Annotated in this window: 18 protein-coding genes and 1 pseudogene; 8 read left to right on the top strand and 11 right to left on the bottom strand. The window is 66.8% G+C overall.

Annotation, left to right across the window (positions count from 1 at the left end; all coding sequences use genetic code 11):
* Positions 1–240: 240 nt before the first annotated feature.
* The 4 genes from ACX80X_RS15005 to ACX80X_RS14990 all read right to left on the bottom strand — a co-directional run bounded on the left by ACX80X_RS15005 (position 241) and on the right by ACX80X_RS14990 (position 2,821).
* Positions 241–552 (bottom strand): AzlD domain-containing protein, encoded by a 312-nt coding sequence (locus tag ACX80X_RS15005; RefSeq protein ID WP_252600605.1) that lies wholly within the window; start codon positions 550–552, stop codon positions 241–243.
* The gene (locus ACX80X_RS15000) at positions 549–1,352 is read right to left on the bottom strand and encodes an AzlC family ABC transporter permease (protein ID WP_252600673.1); all 804 of its coding nucleotides are present in this window, start codon (positions 1,350–1,352) and stop codon (positions 549–551) included. The genes ACX80X_RS15005 and ACX80X_RS15000 overlap by 4 nt, the downstream gene beginning before the upstream one ends.
* Positions 1,349–1,837 (bottom strand): DoxX family protein, encoded by a 489-nt coding sequence (locus ACX80X_RS14995; protein WP_252600607.1) that lies wholly within the window; start codon positions 1,835–1,837, stop codon positions 1,349–1,351. The genes ACX80X_RS15000 and ACX80X_RS14995 overlap by 4 nt, the downstream gene beginning before the upstream one ends.
* Positions 1,838–1,912: 75 nt before the next feature.
* Complete coding sequence (locus ACX80X_RS14990) at positions 1,913–2,821, bottom strand: glycerophosphodiester phosphodiesterase (protein ID WP_252600609.1); 909 nt, start codon at positions 2,819–2,821, stop codon at positions 1,913–1,915.
* A gap of 50 nt (positions 2,822–2,871) precedes the next feature.
* Here ACX80X_RS14990 and ACX80X_RS14985 point away from each other — a divergent pair, with 50 nt between their 5' ends.
* Complete coding sequence (locus ACX80X_RS14985) at positions 2,872–4,221, top strand: DUF445 domain-containing protein (protein ID WP_252614553.1); 1,350 nt, start codon at positions 2,872–2,874, stop codon at positions 4,219–4,221.
* Between the two features lie 29 nt (positions 4,222–4,250).
* Here the strand turns inward: ACX80X_RS14985 and ACX80X_RS14980 are convergent, their stop codons facing one another.
* On the bottom strand, positions 4,251–5,000 hold the full coding sequence (locus ACX80X_RS14980; protein WP_252600613.1) for a LamB/YcsF family protein: 750 nt from the start codon (positions 4,998–5,000) through the stop codon (positions 4,251–4,253).
* Complete coding sequence (locus tag ACX80X_RS14975) at positions 4,990–5,793, bottom strand: hypothetical protein (protein ID WP_252600614.1); 804 nt, start codon at positions 5,791–5,793, stop codon at positions 4,990–4,992. The genes ACX80X_RS14980 and ACX80X_RS14975 overlap by 11 nt, the downstream gene beginning before the upstream one ends.
* Before the next feature lie 150 nt (positions 5,794–5,943).
* Here ACX80X_RS14975 and ACX80X_RS14970 point away from each other — a divergent pair, with 150 nt between their 5' ends.
* Positions 5,944–7,287, top strand: a complete 1,344-nt coding sequence (locus tag ACX80X_RS14970) for an MFS transporter (protein WP_252614554.1) — start codon at positions 5,944–5,946, stop codon at positions 7,285–7,287.
* Between the two features lie 48 nt (positions 7,288–7,335).
* Here the strand turns inward: ACX80X_RS14970 and ACX80X_RS14965 are convergent, their stop codons facing one another.
* From ACX80X_RS14965 to ACX80X_RS14945, 5 genes and pseudogenes are all read right to left on the bottom strand, one after another.
* Complete coding sequence (locus tag ACX80X_RS14965; RefSeq protein ID WP_252614555.1) at positions 7,336–9,678, bottom strand: glycoside hydrolase family 65 protein; 2,343 nt, start codon at positions 9,676–9,678, stop codon at positions 7,336–7,338.
* Between the two features lie 82 nt (positions 9,679–9,760).
* Positions 9,761–10,525, bottom strand: coding sequence for an HAD family hydrolase (locus ACX80X_RS14960; RefSeq protein ID WP_252614556.1), 765 nt, complete (start codon positions 10,523–10,525; stop codon positions 9,761–9,763).
* Positions 10,526–11,059: 534 nt separating this feature from the next.
* Complete coding sequence (locus ACX80X_RS14955; RefSeq protein ID WP_252600621.1) at positions 11,060–11,677, bottom strand: alpha/beta hydrolase; 618 nt, start codon at positions 11,675–11,677, stop codon at positions 11,060–11,062.
* A 90-nt stretch (positions 11,678–11,767) separates the two neighbouring features.
* The gene (locus tag ACX80X_RS14950) at positions 11,768–11,896 is read right to left on the bottom strand and encodes a hypothetical protein (RefSeq protein ID WP_256471108.1); all 129 of its coding nucleotides are present in this window, start codon (positions 11,894–11,896) and stop codon (positions 11,768–11,770) included.
* Positions 11,897–11,964: 68 nt separating this feature from the next.
* Positions 11,965–12,138 (bottom strand): annotated as a pseudogene (locus tag ACX80X_RS14945) (MarR family transcriptional regulator); the annotation flags it as partial.
* A gap of 35 nt (positions 12,139–12,173) precedes the next feature.
* Between ACX80X_RS14945 and ACX80X_RS14940 the strand changes: the two are divergent.
* From ACX80X_RS14940 to ACX80X_RS14915, 6 genes are all read left to right on the top strand, one after another.
* A complete protein-coding gene (locus ACX80X_RS14940) occupies positions 12,174–12,752 on the top strand; it encodes an FAD-dependent oxidoreductase (protein ID WP_252600623.1) in 579 nt (192 codons plus the stop codon).
* A gap of 102 nt (positions 12,753–12,854) precedes the next feature.
* The gene (locus ACX80X_RS14935; RefSeq protein ID WP_056348963.1) at positions 12,855–13,112 is read left to right on the top strand and encodes a DUF6458 family protein; all 258 of its coding nucleotides are present in this window, start codon (positions 12,855–12,857) and stop codon (positions 13,110–13,112) included.
* Positions 13,113–13,327: 215 nt separating this feature from the next.
* A complete protein-coding gene (locus ACX80X_RS14930; RefSeq protein ID WP_252600625.1) occupies positions 13,328–14,131 on the top strand; it encodes a DeoR/GlpR family DNA-binding transcription regulator in 804 nt (267 codons plus the stop codon).
* Positions 14,128–15,153 carry a 1-phosphofructokinase family hexose kinase gene (locus ACX80X_RS14925; protein ID WP_252600626.1) on the top strand — a complete coding sequence of 342 codons (1,026 nt, stop codon included), beginning with the start codon at positions 14,128–14,130 and terminating at the stop codon, positions 15,151–15,153. The genes ACX80X_RS14930 and ACX80X_RS14925 overlap by 4 nt, the downstream gene beginning before the upstream one ends.
* A gap of 2 nt (positions 15,154–15,155) precedes the next feature.
* Entirely contained in the window at positions 15,156–17,225 is a 2,070-nt protein-coding gene (locus ACX80X_RS14920; protein WP_252600628.1) for a PTS fructose transporter subunit IIABC, read from the top strand.
* Positions 17,226–17,291: 66 nt separating this feature from the next.
* On the top strand, positions 17,292–17,570 hold the full coding sequence (locus ACX80X_RS14915; RefSeq protein ID WP_056348975.1) for an HPr family phosphocarrier protein: 279 nt from the start codon (positions 17,292–17,294) through the stop codon (positions 17,568–17,570).
* The last annotated feature ends 22 nt before the right edge of the window (positions 17,571–17,592 follow it).

Here is a 17,592-nt window from a genome sequence, read left to right as displayed (position 1 = left end):
CTCCGGCGGCAGGTCTGCCAGAGACCGGAACCGGGTAAAGAAGCGCTTGACCGGAAGCCCGGCGCGCCATCCATCACGTGCTGGACGGCGGGTTTTGCCGGGTCTCGCACCGGCTGGGTGCAGCCTTATTTCCATGGTCAGCGCTCTCACGAGAGTCCACGGCCAACTGCATAGCCAGGCCCATGCTATAACGCATATGAGCCGCACCACCAGTGCTTCGGAGTCGGTTTCACCTGGCGGTCAGTTCCATCCGATGAGCCGCAGCAGGGCTGCGGCACCGGCTCCCACCACCACCACCAGCAGGAAGGGCGCCCGGAAAGCCAACACGACGGCTGCGGCGGCGAGGGCTCCCAGCCGCGCGTCGGCGGCCAACGTCTGGCCGGACGCCACAGTGTTGACAATGGTCAGGGATGCCAGAAGTCCGATGGTCATGGTGCCGGCGATACGCGACATCCGGGGGTCCTTCAGCAGCTTCGCCGGGACGAAATAGCCCACCAGCTTCCACGCGTAGGCAAGGAAGCACGCCAGCAACAACCAGATCCAGAGATTCATGCGCCCGCCTGCCCCGTCTGCCCGTGGCTGTCCCCGTGGCTGTCCCTCTGATTGTCCAGGTGCGCGTCCCGGTTTTTGTCCCGACGCCCATGGTGCTCGTCGTAGGGATCCACGTCCGGCTCCAGGCCTTCATCACTGCGTCCGTGGCTGAACCAGCCGATCAGTGCAGCCACCACGGCGGCGATCAGGATGGGCACGCCTGCGGGAACGAACGGCACGGCTACAACCGTGGCGAGTGCGCACACCACGGCAATCGCCGCCGGTTCCCGCCCCTTGAGCCGCGGCCACAGCAGGGCCAGGAATGCGGCCACTGCCGCACCGTCCAGGCCCCACTGTTTGGGATCACCCAATCCGCTTCCTGCGAGGGCCCCCACGGCGGTGAAAAGGTTCCAGAGTACGTAGATGCCGATGCCGGCCGTCCAGAAACCGCGGCGTTGCTCGTCGGGGTCGGTCTGCCCGCTGCTGGTGGCGGTCGACTCGTCAATGGTGACTTGTGCGGCAACATACTTCCGCCAGCCCGTCGGATGCAGGAGGGCGTTGAGCTGCATGCCGTAGATGCCGTTCCGCATGCCCAGCAACGTGGCTGCGCTCATGGCGGCAATTCCGGAGCCTCCACCCGCCACCACACCGATGAACGCGAACTGGGAACCGCCGCTGAAAAGCAGCAGGCTGAGCGCCATGGTCTGCCAGAAATCAAGACCTGAGGTGACGGACAGGGCGCCGAAGGACACTCCGTAGAGGCCGGTGGCGATGCTGATCGAGATTCCCACCCGCACGGCGGGCGAGGCGAGCAACTTCACCGCCGTCGTCCCGGGTTCCGCAAGCTCCAAGCCCACAGGATGAGCGGCAGCTGAAGCGGAAACCGGACGGTTTGTACCTTGCGCTGCGTCGGGGATCCGGCGGAGCCATAGGCGCGGCGAAGTGCGTCCACGTGGCCGGCCAGGAATACCGTGAACATTGCAGTCACGGCGGTGGCTGTTGCCCGCCGTGACACCGGGATCAGGAGGCCGACGGCGGCACCCGCTTCCAGCAGTCCGCTCACCGCAATCCATTCCTCCCGTGACATCACCGCCAGGGGCCGCCTGCCGCCGTCGGGCGCTGGCACTTCGTGCCCCTCCGGCGACTCGCCGCCGGCACCTGGAGTCTCGCGGCACAGATAATCCGGGACCACCTGTTCGAAGAACCGTGGCTCGCGGAAGTGCTTCATGGCGCTGGTCATCAGCAGCGCGCTCATGGCCGCCGCGGACACTGTTTGGGTGGCCCGGGCGGACCAGCGAAAAGGCATGGGTCCACTCAATCACAGCGCCGCCCCGGGGGCTAAACAGCAGCGGCTGAACGGCAACGACTGAACAGCAACGACTCAGGACGGCAGCTGGACCTGTTGCCCGCTCGATTGCAGCTGCGCCAATACCCTGGCTGGTTTGTTCGTGGTGATCTCGTGGATTCCCAGCCCTTGGCAGAGCGCCACATCCCGTTCCGAATCAACGGTCCACACGCGGAAGCGGCGACCGGACTCCAGCCAGCGCTGCACGGTCCGGGCGTGCTCGCGGACGTACATGATTCCGGGCCCCGCGAGTCCCACGTCGCACTCGTCCAGGATGCGTTCGCCTTCCAGCTGCGCCGCCTTCATCAGGTTGGCGATGGCGCCGCCAGCCAGGGGGCCGAGGCTGAGTTCGTCGCGGAGTTCGTCGACGTCGATGTCGTCCACCAGTTGGCAGATGAATTCGGCCGGCACACTCCGGAGCAGGTGCTTTACGGAATCCGGGCTGAAGCTCATGAACGTCACCTGGATGTTGTCCACCGAGGAAGTTCCGTCGTCCCAGCCTTCGCCCCGGAGCACGTCCAGCACACGGTCTTCCAGTTTCAGCTGGTAAGGACTGGGGTGCTTGAGCTCGATTGCCAGGCCGATCGGCCGGCCAGCGCCGCGCAGGATGTCCAGGAGTTGAGGGAGCGTGAGGAGCTGCTCTGACTTTGCGCCGTATTCCTCCGGGATCCGGGCGCCTTTCCAGGACGAGAAGTCCAGCAGCCGCAACTCCGCCAGTGTTCGGTCAGCAACAGGTCCGGTTCCGTCCGAGGTCCGGTCCAGGTTGGCGTCATGGAGCAGCACGGCGTGCTGGTCCCGCGTCAAGTGGACGTCGCACTCCACCCCGTCCGCGCCGTCGGCAATGGCCTGGAGGTAGGCGGCGCGCGTGTGTTCGGCAAATGCAGCGCTGGCGCCCCTGTGGGCAAACACCAGCGGCCGTTCCGGCTCAGGCTCCTCGAATGTCATGAGGACACGCTAGCGGACGCCGCCCGGTGGCTCGGCGCTAGGCTGGGCACATGCAGGTGAACTCTGAGCCAACTACCCGCCAGGACCCGTCCCGGCCCACAGGTCCGGCGCCGCGGCCCCCCAAGGGGGGCGCCGCCGTCGTCGGTCATCAACTCAGTGCCGGGGACGTCGAAAAGGCGGCAGCGCTGCGGAAAATGAAGCTTGTGGCGCTGGGACTCCTCATTGCCATGGCCGTCATTTTTGTGTTCGCGTTCGCGCTGCAGAAGGAGTATCCGTGGCTGCAGTACGTCCGCGCCGCGGCCGAAGGCGGCATGGTGGGCGCGCTGGCCGACTGGTTCGCCGTGACCGCGCTGTTCAAGTACCCCATGGGCATCAAGATCCCGCACACCGCCATTATCCCGCGCCGCAAGGACCAGATCGGGGCGTCGCTGGGCGAGTTTGTGGAGACCAACTTCCTGTCCGAGCAGGTGGTCCAGGAGAAGCTCGCTTCGGTGGACGTGGCGCGGAAGGCCGGCCAATGGCTCGCCGGTCCGGGCGGCGCCGAGCGCGTGGCGAAGGAGGGTGCCGCCGTCATCCGCGGCGTGTTCAAGGTATTGAACGACGACGACGTCCAGGCGGTCATCGAGGGAATGGTGCGTAAGCACCTGCTGGCTCCGCCGTGGGGACCGCCGGTGGGCAGGATGGCGGAACGGATTTTTGCCGACGGGCACCACCACAAGCTCGTGGACCTGCTGGTGGACCGCGCCGCGGACTGGGTGGACGACAATCACGAAACCGTCAGCCGGCTGGTCTCCGACCGGTCCCCCACCTGGGTCCCGCAGTTCGTGGACGGGCTCGTGGGCGACAAGGTGTACGTGGAGATCCTCAAGTTCACGCGCGCCGTCCAGTCCGATCCGAACCACCAGGTCCGGCAGCAGATCGACAAATACCTGAACGACCTCGCGCAGGACCTTCAGCACGATCCCGCGATGATCGCCCGGGCCGAAGACATCAAGGCACAGGTTCTGGGAGATCCCGAGGTCCGCGAACTGGCCTCCCGCACCTGGGGAACCGTGAAGAGCGCCCTGCTGTCTGCGGTGGACGATCCGGACAGTGAACTGACGGTTCGGTTCAAGACGGCGGTGCGCGATTTCGGCTCACGCCTGGTGAACGACGCCGAACTGGCCGGCAAGGTCAATGCCTGGATCGGCGACGCCGCCGGTTACCTGGTGCGGACCTACCGCTCCGACATCGCCGGCGTGATCACCGATACCGTGGCCCGCTGGGATGCCGAGGAAACGTCGCAGAAGATCGAACTCCAGGTGGGCAAGGACCTGCAGTTCATCCGGATCAACGGCACCGTGGTGGGCTCACTGGCCGGGCTGGTCATCTTCAGCGCGGCGCACCTGGTGTTCGGCTGACCTGGCCCTTCTAAGGCAACGCGGGGCGGTTACGCGAAGGACTCCAGCTGCACGCCGGCCGCTTCGAGCCCGGTACGAACACCGGCGGCCATTTCCACGGCCCCGGGGGTGTCGCCATGGATGCACAGGGAGTCGGGCCGGACCTGAACCACCGTTCCGTCCACGGCCACAACTTCGCCCTTCGTCGCGAGGCGCACTGCGCGCTCAACGATCGAGTCGACGTCGTGGAGGACAGCACCAGCCTGGGAGCGCGGCACCAAGGTCCCGTCCGCCTGGTAGGCGCGGTCCACAAAAGCCTCAATAAAAACCGGGTGGCCGGCTTCCTTGGCCTGGATCAGCAGCTGCGAGCCCGGCAGGCCGAGGATCGGCAGGCCGGGGTCGTAGGCCTGGATGGCGGCAACCACGGCGGAGGCCTGCTCGGCGTCGTGGACTAGGCGGTTGTACAGGGCGCCATGCGGCTTGACGTAGTCAACGGAGGCCCCGACGGCGTGCGCCACGCCGTCGAGCGCGCCCAGCTGGTAGAGGACGTCACCGAACAGTTCGTCGAAGGACATGTCCAGCGACCGGCGGCCGAAGCCGGCCAGGTCCCGGTACCCCACGTGCGCACCAACGGTGACGTCGAGCTCGAAGGCGGCGCGGCAGCTGTCCAGCATGGTGACGGGATCCCCCGCGTGGAAGCCGCAGGCCACGTTCGCGCTGGTCACCAGCCGGAACATGGCGGCGTCGTCCCCCATGTTCCACGAGCCGAACGATTCGCCGAGGTCAGCGTTAAGATCCAAGGTTGTTGCCTTCCAAAGTAAGTTTTTCCGGTTCCGCCGCCACGGCCTTGAGCTCCCCCGGGATGGTGTCCGGCATCGGACCAAAGGCTTCCTTGGCGTTGGCCACCACGGCACGGCCCATTATGAGGTTACCGGCACCGCCCACCACCGCGCCGATGCCGAACGGAAGCGCCCGGCCAAGCAGCGCCGTGCCCTGGCGTTTGAGCAGGTTCTTGAGGAAGGCCTTCTGGATCTTGTTCCGAATGGCACCGAAGCCCGATGGCATGGACTTGGTCAGCACGTTGCCCCATGCCTGGGTGGCGCTGGCTCCCTTGCCCATGGCCTGGCCGCTCAGCGTTCCCAGCAGTGAAGCCCCCTCCTCGCCCAGCATGATGGCCATGACCATGGTGCTGGCCTTTTCCGGGTTGGTCAGCCGGATGCCATGAAGTTCCGCCAGCGAGGTGGCATAAAGTGCCGTGGCTTCGAGGAAGCCAACGGTAGCCACGGCGGAGAGGCCCAGGGAGGCCACGGTTCCGACGCCGGGCACAACGGCGGTTGCCCCGACGATCGCACCGCCGCCGGTCACCGCCCGCAGGTAGTCGCGTTCGAGGATCTCCGCGAGCCTGGCGGCGCTGGCGCGCGGGTGTTTGCGTTGCAGCCGCCGGACGTAGGCGAGCACCAGCGGCCGCTGGATTTCGACTGCCCGGAGGAGCATGTTGTGGACTCCGGGTTTCGGCTTGCCGTCGGCGTCGAACACCGCGTTGTGGGCGGTCTCCTGTGCGATACGTACTGCGGGATTGCTGCGCTTGGCCATGGTCACCTCTGCTTCGGTATTGCTTGTGTCCGCCGGCAGTTTTTGGCTGCGGCCCTGCCTTAACACTAAGGGTGCTTAAGAGTAAGCGGTCCCGGCGCCGGGCCCCGGCGTTGAGTTCCGCCAAAATCCAGCCCAGCCTAGACTTGCCCTATGCCCACACTCCAAGCGCTGCGGCCCTTTGCGCACCGCGAGTACCGGGTCCTCATCGCGGCGCTGGCCATCTCCATTTTCGGATCGGGAATGTGGGCTGTCGCCATGGTCTACCAGGTGATCCACCTCGGCGGCGGCCCGCTGGAGCTGTCCCTGGTGGCCACTGCCGGCAGCATCGGCCTGGTGGCCTTCGTGCTCGCGGGCGGGATCGCCGCTGACCGCGTGCCGCAGCGGCTCCTGATCATTGCCGTTGAAGGCGCCAACCTCGCCGTTATCGCGGCGATCAGCGGGCTGGCCATGGCAGGGTGGCTGCAGCTGTGGCATCTCGCCGTGGGCAGCTTTGTGCTGGGCGTGGGCGCCGCGTTCTTCTTCCCTGCCTACTCCGCGATCCTGCCGCGCATCCTGCCGCCCGAGGACCTGCTGGCCGCGAACGGCATGGAGGGGACCATGCGGCCCATCCTCCAGCAGGCGGCCGGACCCGCCGTCGCGGGCGTGGTGGTGGCGGCGCTCTCGCCGTCGCACGCCGTGACCGGAGTGGCCACCTGCCATCTGCTGGCGTTCATCGTCCTGAACTTCCTGGGGCGCCATGCCCTGGACGCACCCGACAACGGGGCCGACGGCGGGGCTCACGGCGGGAGCACCGGGGCCGGGGAAGACGCCGGGGCAACGGGCCACGCGAAAACGTCCTTCTTCCACGACCTCCGCGAGGGCATCAACTACACCATCCGCACACCGTGGCTGCTGTGGACCTTGCTGTGGGCCTGCGTTTCCGTGCTCTTCCTGATCGGTCCCATCGAAGTGCTGATGCCGTTTGTGGTCCGCGACCAGCTCGGCGGCGACTCGAGAATGTTCGGCTTCCTGCTGGCCGTGATGGGCGTGGGCGGGGCCGTCGGCTCGCTGGTCACCGCATCCCTGAAACTGCCGCGCCGCTATCTCACGGTGATGATGGTGTCCTGGGGTGCGGGCAGCCTGCCGCTCGCCGCCGTCGGCTTTCTGGACAGCTTCTGGACCGTGGCCGCCGCAATGTTCGTCTGGGGCGCCACCGGCAGCGTGGGCATGGTCATCTGGGGCACGCTGCTGCAGCGACGCGTGCCCAGCCACCTGCTGGGACGGGTCTCCAGCCTGGACTTCTTTGTGTCCCTCGCGCTGATGCCCATCTCCATGGCACTGGCCGGACCGGCAGCCGAGGTCTTCCCCATCTGGGCAATTTTCCTGGCCGCCGGCGTCGTCTGCCCCGCCCTGGCGGTGATCGCCATGATCGCCGCCCGGATGCCCGCCGACGAACTGGCCCACCCGCTGGACAGGCAGGTTGAAGTGGAACGCACGACGGCGGCAGGAGACTGACGCACCCCGTCACCTGAGGCGCGCAATCACGTCAGGCGCGCAATCACGTCAGGCGCGGAACCCCACAATGGGGAGGCTCGCCGTCGGGGGTCCGCTGGGGAAGACAGTGCGCTCCGGAACCTCAACAGGCTCCAGGGCAATCCGGACCGGTTCCGCGCCGATGCTGAGCACCTGGCCGCGGACATCCACGTCGAGCGGTCCGCCGCTGCGGACGCTCAGTGTCAGTGCACCGGCGTCGAGCTCCACCAGCAGCAACCGGCCCTGGATCTTCAGGTGGAAGGACAATGCCTCCCACCCGGCCGGGAGCCGCGGATCGAAGAACGGCAGGTGGCCCTGGTCCCGGAGCCCGGCGAAGCCGGAGACCAGCGAGCTCCAGACACCCCCGGCGGAGGCGATATGCACGCCGTCGATCGTGTTGCCGTGGGTGTCGTCCAGGTCGATGAAAACGGCGTTCGTGAAGTGCTCCAGGGCGGCCTCAGGGTGCCCCACCTCGGCAGCCATGATCCCCTGCACGCAGGCGGACAGGGTGGAATCGCCGGTGGTGATGGGATCGTAAAAATCGAACGCGCGGCGCTTCTCCTCGGCGGAGAAGTCCTGCCACTGCAGGAACATGGCCAGCACTGTGTCTGCCTGCTTCAGCACCTGGTGCCGGTAGATCACCAGCGGGTGGAAGTTCAGCAGCAGCGGGTACTTGGACCGGGGGGTGGTCCAGTCCCACGGCTCCAGGGTCATGAAGTCGTTGTCCTGCGAGTAGACCTGCAGGTCTTCGTCGAAGGGCAGGTGGATGCGGGCCGCGGCCTGCTCCCACAGCTCGCGTTCGGCGTCGTCGATCTCCGGGTGGTCCAGCGCCGCAGCAGCGCGCAGGTTAAAGCGGGCCATCACGTTGGTGTAGAGGTTGTCGTTGACAACCGCCGTGTACTCATCAGGGCCGGTAACGCCGTGGATGTGGAAGGCCCCGTCCTTGCCGAAGAAGCCCAAGGCGGCCCACATGCGGGCGGTTTCGATCAGGAGTTCGGCACCCATACCCTCGCGGAAGGTTTCGTCGCCGCTGGCCCACAGGTAGCGGTTGGTGGCGAAGGCGATGGCCGCTGCGATGTGGAACTGCGCCGTGCCGGCGGCGTAATAGGCGCTGGCTTCCAGGCCGTTGATGGTGCGCCACGGGAACAGTGCGCCCTCCACGCTGAGCTCCTTGGCCCGGATTTTGGCGGCTGGCAGCATGTCGTGCCGGAACTCCAGGACCTGACGGGCGCCGTCGGGGTTCGTGTAGGTGAGGTAGGGCAGGAGGTAGACCTCCTGGTCCCAGAAGTAGTGCCCCTCGTAACCCGATCCGGTGACCCCCTTTGCGGGGATGCCGGCGATGTCCGCCCGCGCGGTGGCCTGGGCCAGCTGGAACAGGTTCCACCGGATGGCCTGCTGGAGCTCGGGCTGGCCACCCACCACGATGTCCGAGGTGTCCCAGTACGCGCGGTAATGCTCGCGGCTCTCGGTGAAGATGTCCTCCACAGACCGGAGCCCGGCTTCGGCGGCCTCCGCCGCGTCCCGGTCCGAGTCCTGGACGCCGCGGCCGGCGGCATAGCTGACGCTCTTTTCGAGCCGGAAAGGCTCGTCGGCGCGGACGGCAAGGACGTACCGGACGCTGCTGTCGTCTTCGCCTGCAACGGTCTCAAAGGGCTGGTGGCCGGCGGAAGTCCAGTGGTCCACGGCGATTCCCACGCGCTGCCCGGATTCCGCCGCTTCCCAGGAGAGACGGAGCGAGCCGTCGCCGCCGTCGGTCCTTACCGGCAGGAGAACCCGGCCTGCGTGCCGGCCTGCCCGGCGCGGGTCATGCGCCGAGTGGTCCTCCACAGGCTGGTCCTGGCGGTTGATGACGGAGGACGTCACGTCGGCGGAAACCTCGCGGTCCGCGGCGACTTCGAGCGAGATGCCCAGGCTGCCGCGTGAGGCGAAGCCCACGGCGCGGCGTTCTGTGGTGGTCACCGTGGCGCCGGACCGGCACAGCCACGTGATCCGGCATTCGTAGATGCCGGTGGCGAAGTCGACGGAGCGGCGGTAGTCCAGCACGGCTGATTCGGCGAGGGTCAGGCTCTCGCCGTCGATGATCACCGTGAAGTTGTTCGCGTCAGGGATGTAGATGATCCGCTGTCCGGTCCGGGCGAAGCCGAACGCGTTCTCCGCATGCTTGATGTCCCAGATCTCATGGAGGCCGTTGATGAAGCTGCCCGGAAGGTCTGCGTCCGAGGCCGCCCAGTGCGCACCGCGGATACCCAGATGGCCGTTGCCCAGGGCAAAGAGCGTCTCAAGGGTGCCCGCGCTGCCCGGCTGGTGCTGTGTTTCCACAAGCTGCCAGGAGGTGTTGGGGAACCGTTCACGGTCCGCGGTGATAAGAGCCATGGTGTTGGGGTCCTTTGGCGTTGTGCGTTGCGGGGAAGTGCTTCGTGCCTGAGGCCGGGGGAGCGTCAGGCGGCGATGGCTGTTAGAGCAGTTCGTCGAGGTCGTTGACCACGCTTGTGGCTCCGGCGTCGAGCAGGGTCTGCCGGCCGGCGCCGCGGTCCACGCCGATCACCGAGTGGAACTGCCCCGCGTGTCCGGCCTGGACACCCGAGACGGCGTCCTCAACCACCACGCATTCTTCGCTGGGCAGGCCCAGCAGTTCCGCGGCGTACTGGTACGTGGCGGGGCTCGGTTTGCCGGGCAGGCCCTGGGCCGCAGCCACCACACCGTCAACCACTATTTCGAAGTACCCGTTCAGGCCGGCGGCTTTAAGCACAGCCGGGGCGTTCCGGGATGAGGAGACGACGGAGACCTTGAGTCCGCGGTCCACGGCGGCTTCCAGGAAGCGCACCGAGCCTTCAAACGGCTCGACGCCGGCGCTGACGATGTCGTTGAAAACCTTGTTCTTCCGGTTGCCCAGTCCCTGGACGGTGGTGTCCTGCCCGGGGATCTCGGCGGAATCTTGACCGGTGGTGCCGTCACTGGGCTCGCCTTCGGGCAGCACGATGCCGCGGGACGCCAGGAAGTCCCGGACGCCGTCGAACCTGGGCTTGCCGTCGATGTGATCGAAGTAATCGTCCTCGCGGTAGCCGGGCACATCCGGACGGGACGCCAGGAAGCCCTCGAAGAGTTCCTTCCACGCCTGTTCGTGGACAGTGGCTGTGGGGGTCAGCACGCCGTCGAGGTCGAACAGGATGGCGGAGGCAGTGGTCCAGCTGGTGCTTTGGGTTTTCAGAACGTCAGTCATGCGCGGTGTCCTTTCAGACGGCGGGCAACAGGCGGGATGTCACGGGCGGGATGTCACTGGGCGGAAAGTAGTGGGGCTATGTAAGCGGGGCTGTGCATACAGGCGGAACGTGGAAGGGCTGGCAGAAAAGCGGCGGGCAGCAAGGAGGGGTCCAAGCAAGGAGCGGAGAGGGGCGGCCACGATGCCGCCGGGGTCAGCAGAGGCGGCTAAGGGCCACGGTAAAACCACGGCGGGCCGATGGGCTGCTGTTTAACGTCTTCTTCCATCATGAGCGCCTTGGCACGGCCTGACAACTTGGCGGAGCAGGCATCGCGGCGCAAGGCGGGCAGGAGGCCTGGATAGAGGCCTGGCACATGGCACCTGTCCGGCTGCCCTTTCCGACGGTTTCCAATGGCCCGCAAAGAGCCGGCCACCGACGAGTGTAAGCGCTTACAAATTTCGCGCGCAACTGTTTTTTCTCATATTGCGATACGGGGCACACGCCCGGGCGGGCACAGGGTTCAACCGATCACGCGCTTGGACCGATGACGCAGTTCAGCCGGGCACGTAGTGGCGCAGGAACGCGCTAACGTCCACCATCTCCGACTTGCTCATGGCGTGGCCCATGCCCGGATACGTCCTGGCGGTCAACCGGGTGTTTTCGTTCAGCCATTGTCCGGTGTAGGCCGTGGCGTCCTCATTGATCACCAGGTCCGCCTTGTCCCGCCCCCAGAAAAAGGGCGGCGGGGCCGTGAAGGATTCGGTCAGGGACAACAGCTCGTTTTCCAGCACAAAACCGGAAAGCCCAACCGTGGCCTTGTAATCCGCGGGATGGAGCCGGAGCAGCGTGCTGGCCATGGCCATCCCCTGCGAGTAACCCAACAGACTCACGCTGCTGTGCTGGCCCCTGACGGAGTTAATCCACGCCTGGACGGTGTTGGTGGCCGCGATGACATCCGCGAAATCGTTGGCCAGGAAGTAGTCCAGCAGGAACCAGCCGTAGTGGTCGCCGATCACCATGGGTGCGCGCAGGGCAACACAAGTGAACTCGGCAGGCAGGTATTCGAACAGCCGCACCATCCGCGACTCATCGGTGCCGTAGCCATGCATCATGACCAGCAGCGGCGTGCCGTCCCGTTCGCTTTCCGGCTTGGACCACGTAACTGTTTCCATCGGATCAGCGTAGCCAGTCCAGCGGGCCAGCGGCTCGCATCGACTCCTGCCGCGAATGTGCCGGAAAAGCCGCCCGCCGTGCTTGGCTCTCTATTCTGCCCCGGACCCGAGGTGCCCGGCCGCATCCTTCTGGACCGCAGCAGCCTTGGATGAGAAGTCGGCGATGGTCCGCAACTGCTCGTCGCTGTAGCCCTCCAGCAGGGCCGCCAGCCCGCCCATGAATCCAGGAAATAGGGCGCCGCGGCAGAGGCCTGGTCACCCACCAGTTCGATCAGCACCTTGCGCCTGTCCTCCTGATGCCGGACGCGCCGGGCCACACCCTTGGCCTCAAGCCGCCGCATCAGGCCGGTCACGGATGCGGGGGCCAAGCCCGGCCGCTCGCCGAACTCCCCCGCCGTCAGGGGGCCGAAGCGCATCAGAATGTCGATCGCCTTGCCCTCGGTGGCCGAGAGTCCCCGCAGTTCGGAGAACGAAATAAATCAGAAGGAGAACAGCCATGTTGAACTGCCTCATCATCGGGTCCGGCGTCGCAGGGCTGGCGACGGCCCTGTCACTGCAAAAGGCGGGGCACACGCCCGTTGTCTTCGAAGCGTACGGCGGCCCGTCGGACGGCGTCGGAGGCTTCCTTACCGTCGCCGTCAACGGCTTCGACGCCCTGGACACCCTTGGGCTGAAGCACGCCGCGGCAGGGCTGGGGTTCAGCACGCCGCGGATGTCCATGTACCTGGGCTCGACGGGACGCCACCTGATCGACTTCAAGTACGGCGGCGCCCTGCCGGACGGGACCACCGCCCGCACACTGACGCGCTCCGAGCTATACGGACTGCTCCGCACGGAAGCGACGCGTCGGGGCATCCGCATCCTGTACGGAAAGGGGCTCAGCTCCGTGACCGAAACCCCCGACGGCGTGACCGCAGGATTCGACGACGGCACGTCCGCCGAAGGCCACCTGCTGATAGGCGCGGACGGGCTGCGGTCCACCGTCCGGACTGGGTCTACCGTCACCACATCGACTGGGGAGCCGGGCACGACTCGGGATTTGAGGCCAGCGTTCCGCCCAACACCGGACACGTAAGGTAGCCTGACGCTGGAAAGCATGCTTAGCAAGTGCGGCGCACAGGATGCTGCCGCGCGTAGTACCGCCCCTCCAAGATCAGCGGACAACAAGGAGCAAGTCATGAGAATCGGTTCCTCCATCTTCCTTATTGCACTCGGCGCCATCCTGGCCTGGGCCGTCGCCCCGGGACTCATCCCCTTCATAGACCAGGTCATGGTTGGCTACATCCTGATGGCTGTTGGCGTGATCGGGCTGATCGCCTCCCTCATCCTGGCCTCACCGGGCCGCAGCCGCCGGGTCAGCGAAACCCGTTCGGTGGTTGATCCCAACACCGGCGAGCGCATCACCCGCAACGAAAGCCGCGACGGCGGTATCTAGGCTCCACAACCACCCGGACGCCGGGCCGGACCACACAGGCCCGGCCCGGCTTTTCCGTTCCGCGCGAAGACCCGGCCTGCGGACTTTGTTTCTTGTGGGTTTCCATTGACAAACCAACATAAGCGAAGATAAAGTCAAGTAATTCAACATCATGTGATGCCAATCACTGGACGTCACAGCCGCTGGGATTCAGCACTTTACGCAATGGAGGGTACGTGTTCGCCGAGGAGCGCCAGCAGAAGATTGCCGAGCTAGTCGCGGGCACGGGCCGGGTCAGCGTGACCATGCTGGCGGAGCGCTTCCGCATCACCACCGAAACCGTCCGCCGCGACCTCGCCACGCTCGAAACCACCGGCACCGTGCGGCGGGTCCACGGCGGAGCAGTTGCGGCCGACCGCTTCAGCACCACCGAGGAAAGCATCAACGAACGGACCATCCAGCGCCCGGACCAGAAGATGCGCATCGCGCAGACTGCACTGGCCCTGATCCCCCAGGCCTCGTCCGGCAGCATCCTGCTCGACGCCGGTTCCACCACCGAAGCGTTGGCCGACCTCCTCTCCCGCCGCGCCGCCGTCGAACCTTCCGCCGGCGAAACTGGAGCCGAACTGGTGGTCATCACCCACGCCGTTCCCATCGCAGCCAAACTGTCCAGCGCTCCCGGAATCGCCCTCCAGATCCTGGGCGGCCGCGTGCGCGGCCTCACCCAGGCCGCCGTGGGACAGTCAACAGTGGAGGCCGCGCAGCGGATGCGCCCGGACATCGCCTTCATCGGCACCAATGGCATCCACCCCACCTTTGGCCTCAGCACGCCCGATCCTGAAGAAGCCGCCGTCAAGGCAGCCTTCGTCCATTCGGCACGCCGCATCGTGGTGCTGGCCGATTCCTCCAAGCTGGACGCAGAAACCCTAGTCCAGTTCGCCTCCCTGAAAGATCTGGACACCTTGATTACAGACAGCGAGCCCAGCCCCGAACTGGCGGCAGCCCTGACCGAGGCCGGCGTCGACGTGGTGATCGCGTGATCGTCACCTTCACGGCCAACCCCAGCCTGGACCGCACGGTGGCCCTGCCCGGACCCCTGGAACGCGGCGAAGTCCAGCGCGCCGTCTCGGTCAGCCAGGAATCCGGCGGCAAGGGCGTCAACGTCTCCCGCGCCCTGGTTGCCTCCGGCCTGGAGACCATCGCGGTGCTCCCGGGCGCCGCGAGTGATCCCGTCCTCGCCGGGCTGCTCCACGATGGCGTGCCGTTCGCGGCCCTTCCCATCGACGAGCCGCTGCGAACCAACGTGGCGCTGACCGAGCCGGGTGGCGTGACCACCAAGATCAACGAGCCCGGCCCGCGGCTGAGCGAGGACCAGCAGGAAGCCCTGATCGGCCTGCTGCTGGAACGCGCCCGCGGCGCCAGCTGGGTGGTCCTGGCCGGTTCCCTGCCTCCCGGCTTCCCGGCCGACTTCTACGCCACCGTCACGCGGCGATTGCGGGCGGCAGCCAACGGCGGCGCCCCGCTGATCGCCGTCGACTCCTCCGGCGGCCCGCTCGTCGCCGCCGTCTCCGGCATCTCGCCGGACGGCACGGCACAGCATGGCACGTCACAGGACGGTGTGTCCGGGAAACCGGACCTCCTCAAACCCAACGCCGAGGAACTGGCGGAACTGGCTGCTGCAGCCGGCTTCGCCACGGCGTTTACCGCAGACGAACTTGAAGCGGATCCGGAATCTGCTGCAGCGGCCGCCGCCGCCGTCGTGCGTTCCGGTGTGGGTGCTGTGCTGGCAACTCTCGGATCCAAGGGAGCTGTCCTAGTAACGGCCGACGGCGCGTGGCTGGCCACGCATCCGCCGGTCGCCGCGGTCAGTACTGTCGGCGCGGGCGATTCATCGCTGGCTGGCTATCTGCTCGCACACGGCCAGGGCGCCGCCCCGGCCGATTGCCTCCGTCAGGCAGTGGCACACGGTGCCGCCGCCGCCTCCCTGCCGGGTTCCACTGTCCCGGCAGTCCACCAAACCACCCCGGATGCCGTAACCATCACGGCCCTTCGAAAGGATTGACAGTGACTCAGCTCATCACCACCGAACTGGTCGAGCTCGACCAGAACCTGGGCACCTCGCCCGAGGACGTGATCCGGCACCTGGCCAGCAAAGTAGCTGCCACCGGCCGCGCGTCCGAAGTTGAAGGACTCTTCGCCGACGCCTTCGCCCGCGAACAGAAGACCGCCACCGGCATCCCCGGCGGCATCGCCATCCCGCACTGCCGCTCTGCTGCGGTCATCGAACCCACGCTGGCCATGGCCCGGCTCAACCCCAAGGTTGACTTCGGCGCCAAGGACGGCCCCGCGGACCTGATCTTCTTCATCGCCGCCCCCGACGGCGCGGACCAGGAGCACCTGAAGCTGCTGTCCAAGCTGGCCCGGTCCCTGATCAAAAAGGACTTCACTGCCGCGTTGCGTGCAGCGTCTTCCCGCGAGGAAATCGTGGAACTGGTGGACGGCGCCCTGGCGGACAAGCCGGCGTCGCACGCTGCCGCTCCTGCGTCCGATGCCGCTCCTGCTGAGGCAGCCGCCGGCGCGGGCGCCGCTGCTTCCGCTGCCGGGTCTGCGGCCCGGCCGAAGCGCCTGGTGGCTGTGACCGCGTGCCCCACCGGCATCGCCCACACCTACATGGCAGCGGACTCACTCGTCGCCGCGGCCAAGGAAGTCGGCGTGGACCTGCAGGTGGAGACCCAGGGTTCCTCAGGCGCCAAGCCACTGGACCCCTCCGTCATCGCCGCCGCCGACGCCGTGATTTTCGCGGTGGACGTGGATGTCCGGGGCAAGGAACGCTTCGCCGGCAAGCCCGTCATCAACGCGCCGGTCAAACGCGGCATCGACGAGCCGGACAAGATGGTCCAAGAGGCTCTCGCCGCGGCTGACAACCCGAACGCACGCCGGGTTCCGCACTTCGGTGCCGAGGAACAGGCTGATAATGCGGCCATGGAAAAGGGCGAGCACATCGGCCAGAAGCTGAAGAAGGCCCTGCTCACGGGCGTCAGCTACATGATCCCGTTCGTCGCCGGTGGCGGCCTGCTGATCGCCCTGGGCTTCCTGATGGGTGGCTATCTGATCACTGATTTCGCCGATGCAATCGTGGTGGACAACAGCATCTTCAACCTGCCCACCGAATACCCTGACAACGCGTGGGGCCCGCTGGGCGCCTACCTCGGTGCCGTGCTCTTCAAGATCGGCGCCCTGTCCATGGGCTTCCTGGTGCCCGCCCTTGCGGGCTACATCGCCTACGCAATCGCTGACAGGCCCGGGATCGCCCCAGGCTTCGTCGCCGGCGCCGTAGCTGGATTCATGGGTGCAGGCTTCCTCGGCGGCATCGTCGGCGGCTTGCTCGCCGGCTACGTCGCCCATGTGATTGGAACCTGGGCCGTACCGCGCTGGCTCCGCGGCCTGATGCCGGTGGTAATCATCCCGCTGCTCGCCTCCTTGGTTGCGTCGGGCCTGATGTTCCTAATCCTGGGTGGCCCGATCGTCGCCCTCACAGCGGGACTGAACACGTGGCTGTCCGGCCTTACCGGCGCCAGCGCCATCGCCCTGGGCATCATCCTGGGTCTCATGATGTGCTTCGACCTCGGCGGCCCGGTCAACAAGGTCGCCTACGCCTTCGCCGTCGCCGGCCTTGGTGCCGCAACGCTGGACAACCAGGCTCCGTGGCAGATCATGGCCGCCGTCATGGCTTCAGGCATGGTGCCGCCGCTGGCCATGGCGCTGGCATCAACCGTCCTGGACAAAAAGCGCTTCAGCCTCGCCGAGCGTGAAAACGGAAAGGCTGCGTGGCTCCTGGGAGCTTCCTTCATCTCCGAAGGCGCCATCCCGTTCGCCGCCGCCGACCCGCTCCGCGTTATCCCCGCCAGCATGCTGGGTGGAGCAGTCACCGGCGCCATCTCCATGGCGGCAGCCGTAGGATCCAAGGCCCCTCACGGAGGAATCTTCGTGTTCTTCGCCATCGACAACTTCCTGATGTTCGTTGTCGCGATCGCGGCTGGAACCATCGTCACCGCCCTGGCAGTGATCGGTCTCAAGCGCTGGGCCGTCCGCGAACCCGCTGCTACCGTGGAGTCCGTTCCCGCAACCGTCTGACCCGGCCGTACACACCACAGATTCACGGCGCTGAACCAACAGGCGCCGAAAGAAAAAGGAGCAAGAATGTCAGAACGCACCGCAACCGTCGCCAGCCGAGTAGGCCTGCACGCCCGCCCCGCCGCCATCTTTGCGGAGGCCGCCGGCGAGTTCGACCTGGACATCACCATCGCCCGCCAAGGCGAGCCGGTCGATGAGGCAATGGACGCCGCGAGCATCCTGTCCCTCATGAGCCTGGGTGCCGCCCACGGCGACGTTGTGGTGCTCCGCGCCGAAGGTACCGGCGCGGATGACGCCCTGGCGCGTCTGGTTCAGATCCTGGAAACGGATCACGACGCCGAGTAGCGGCTTCACGCCGGCGGCCGCC

Source organism: Pseudarthrobacter sp. MDT3-1 (assembly GCF_054510755.1).
The sequence above is the reverse complement of the archived record's forward strand: the minus strand, read 5'-3'. Positions and strand labels throughout refer to the sequence as shown.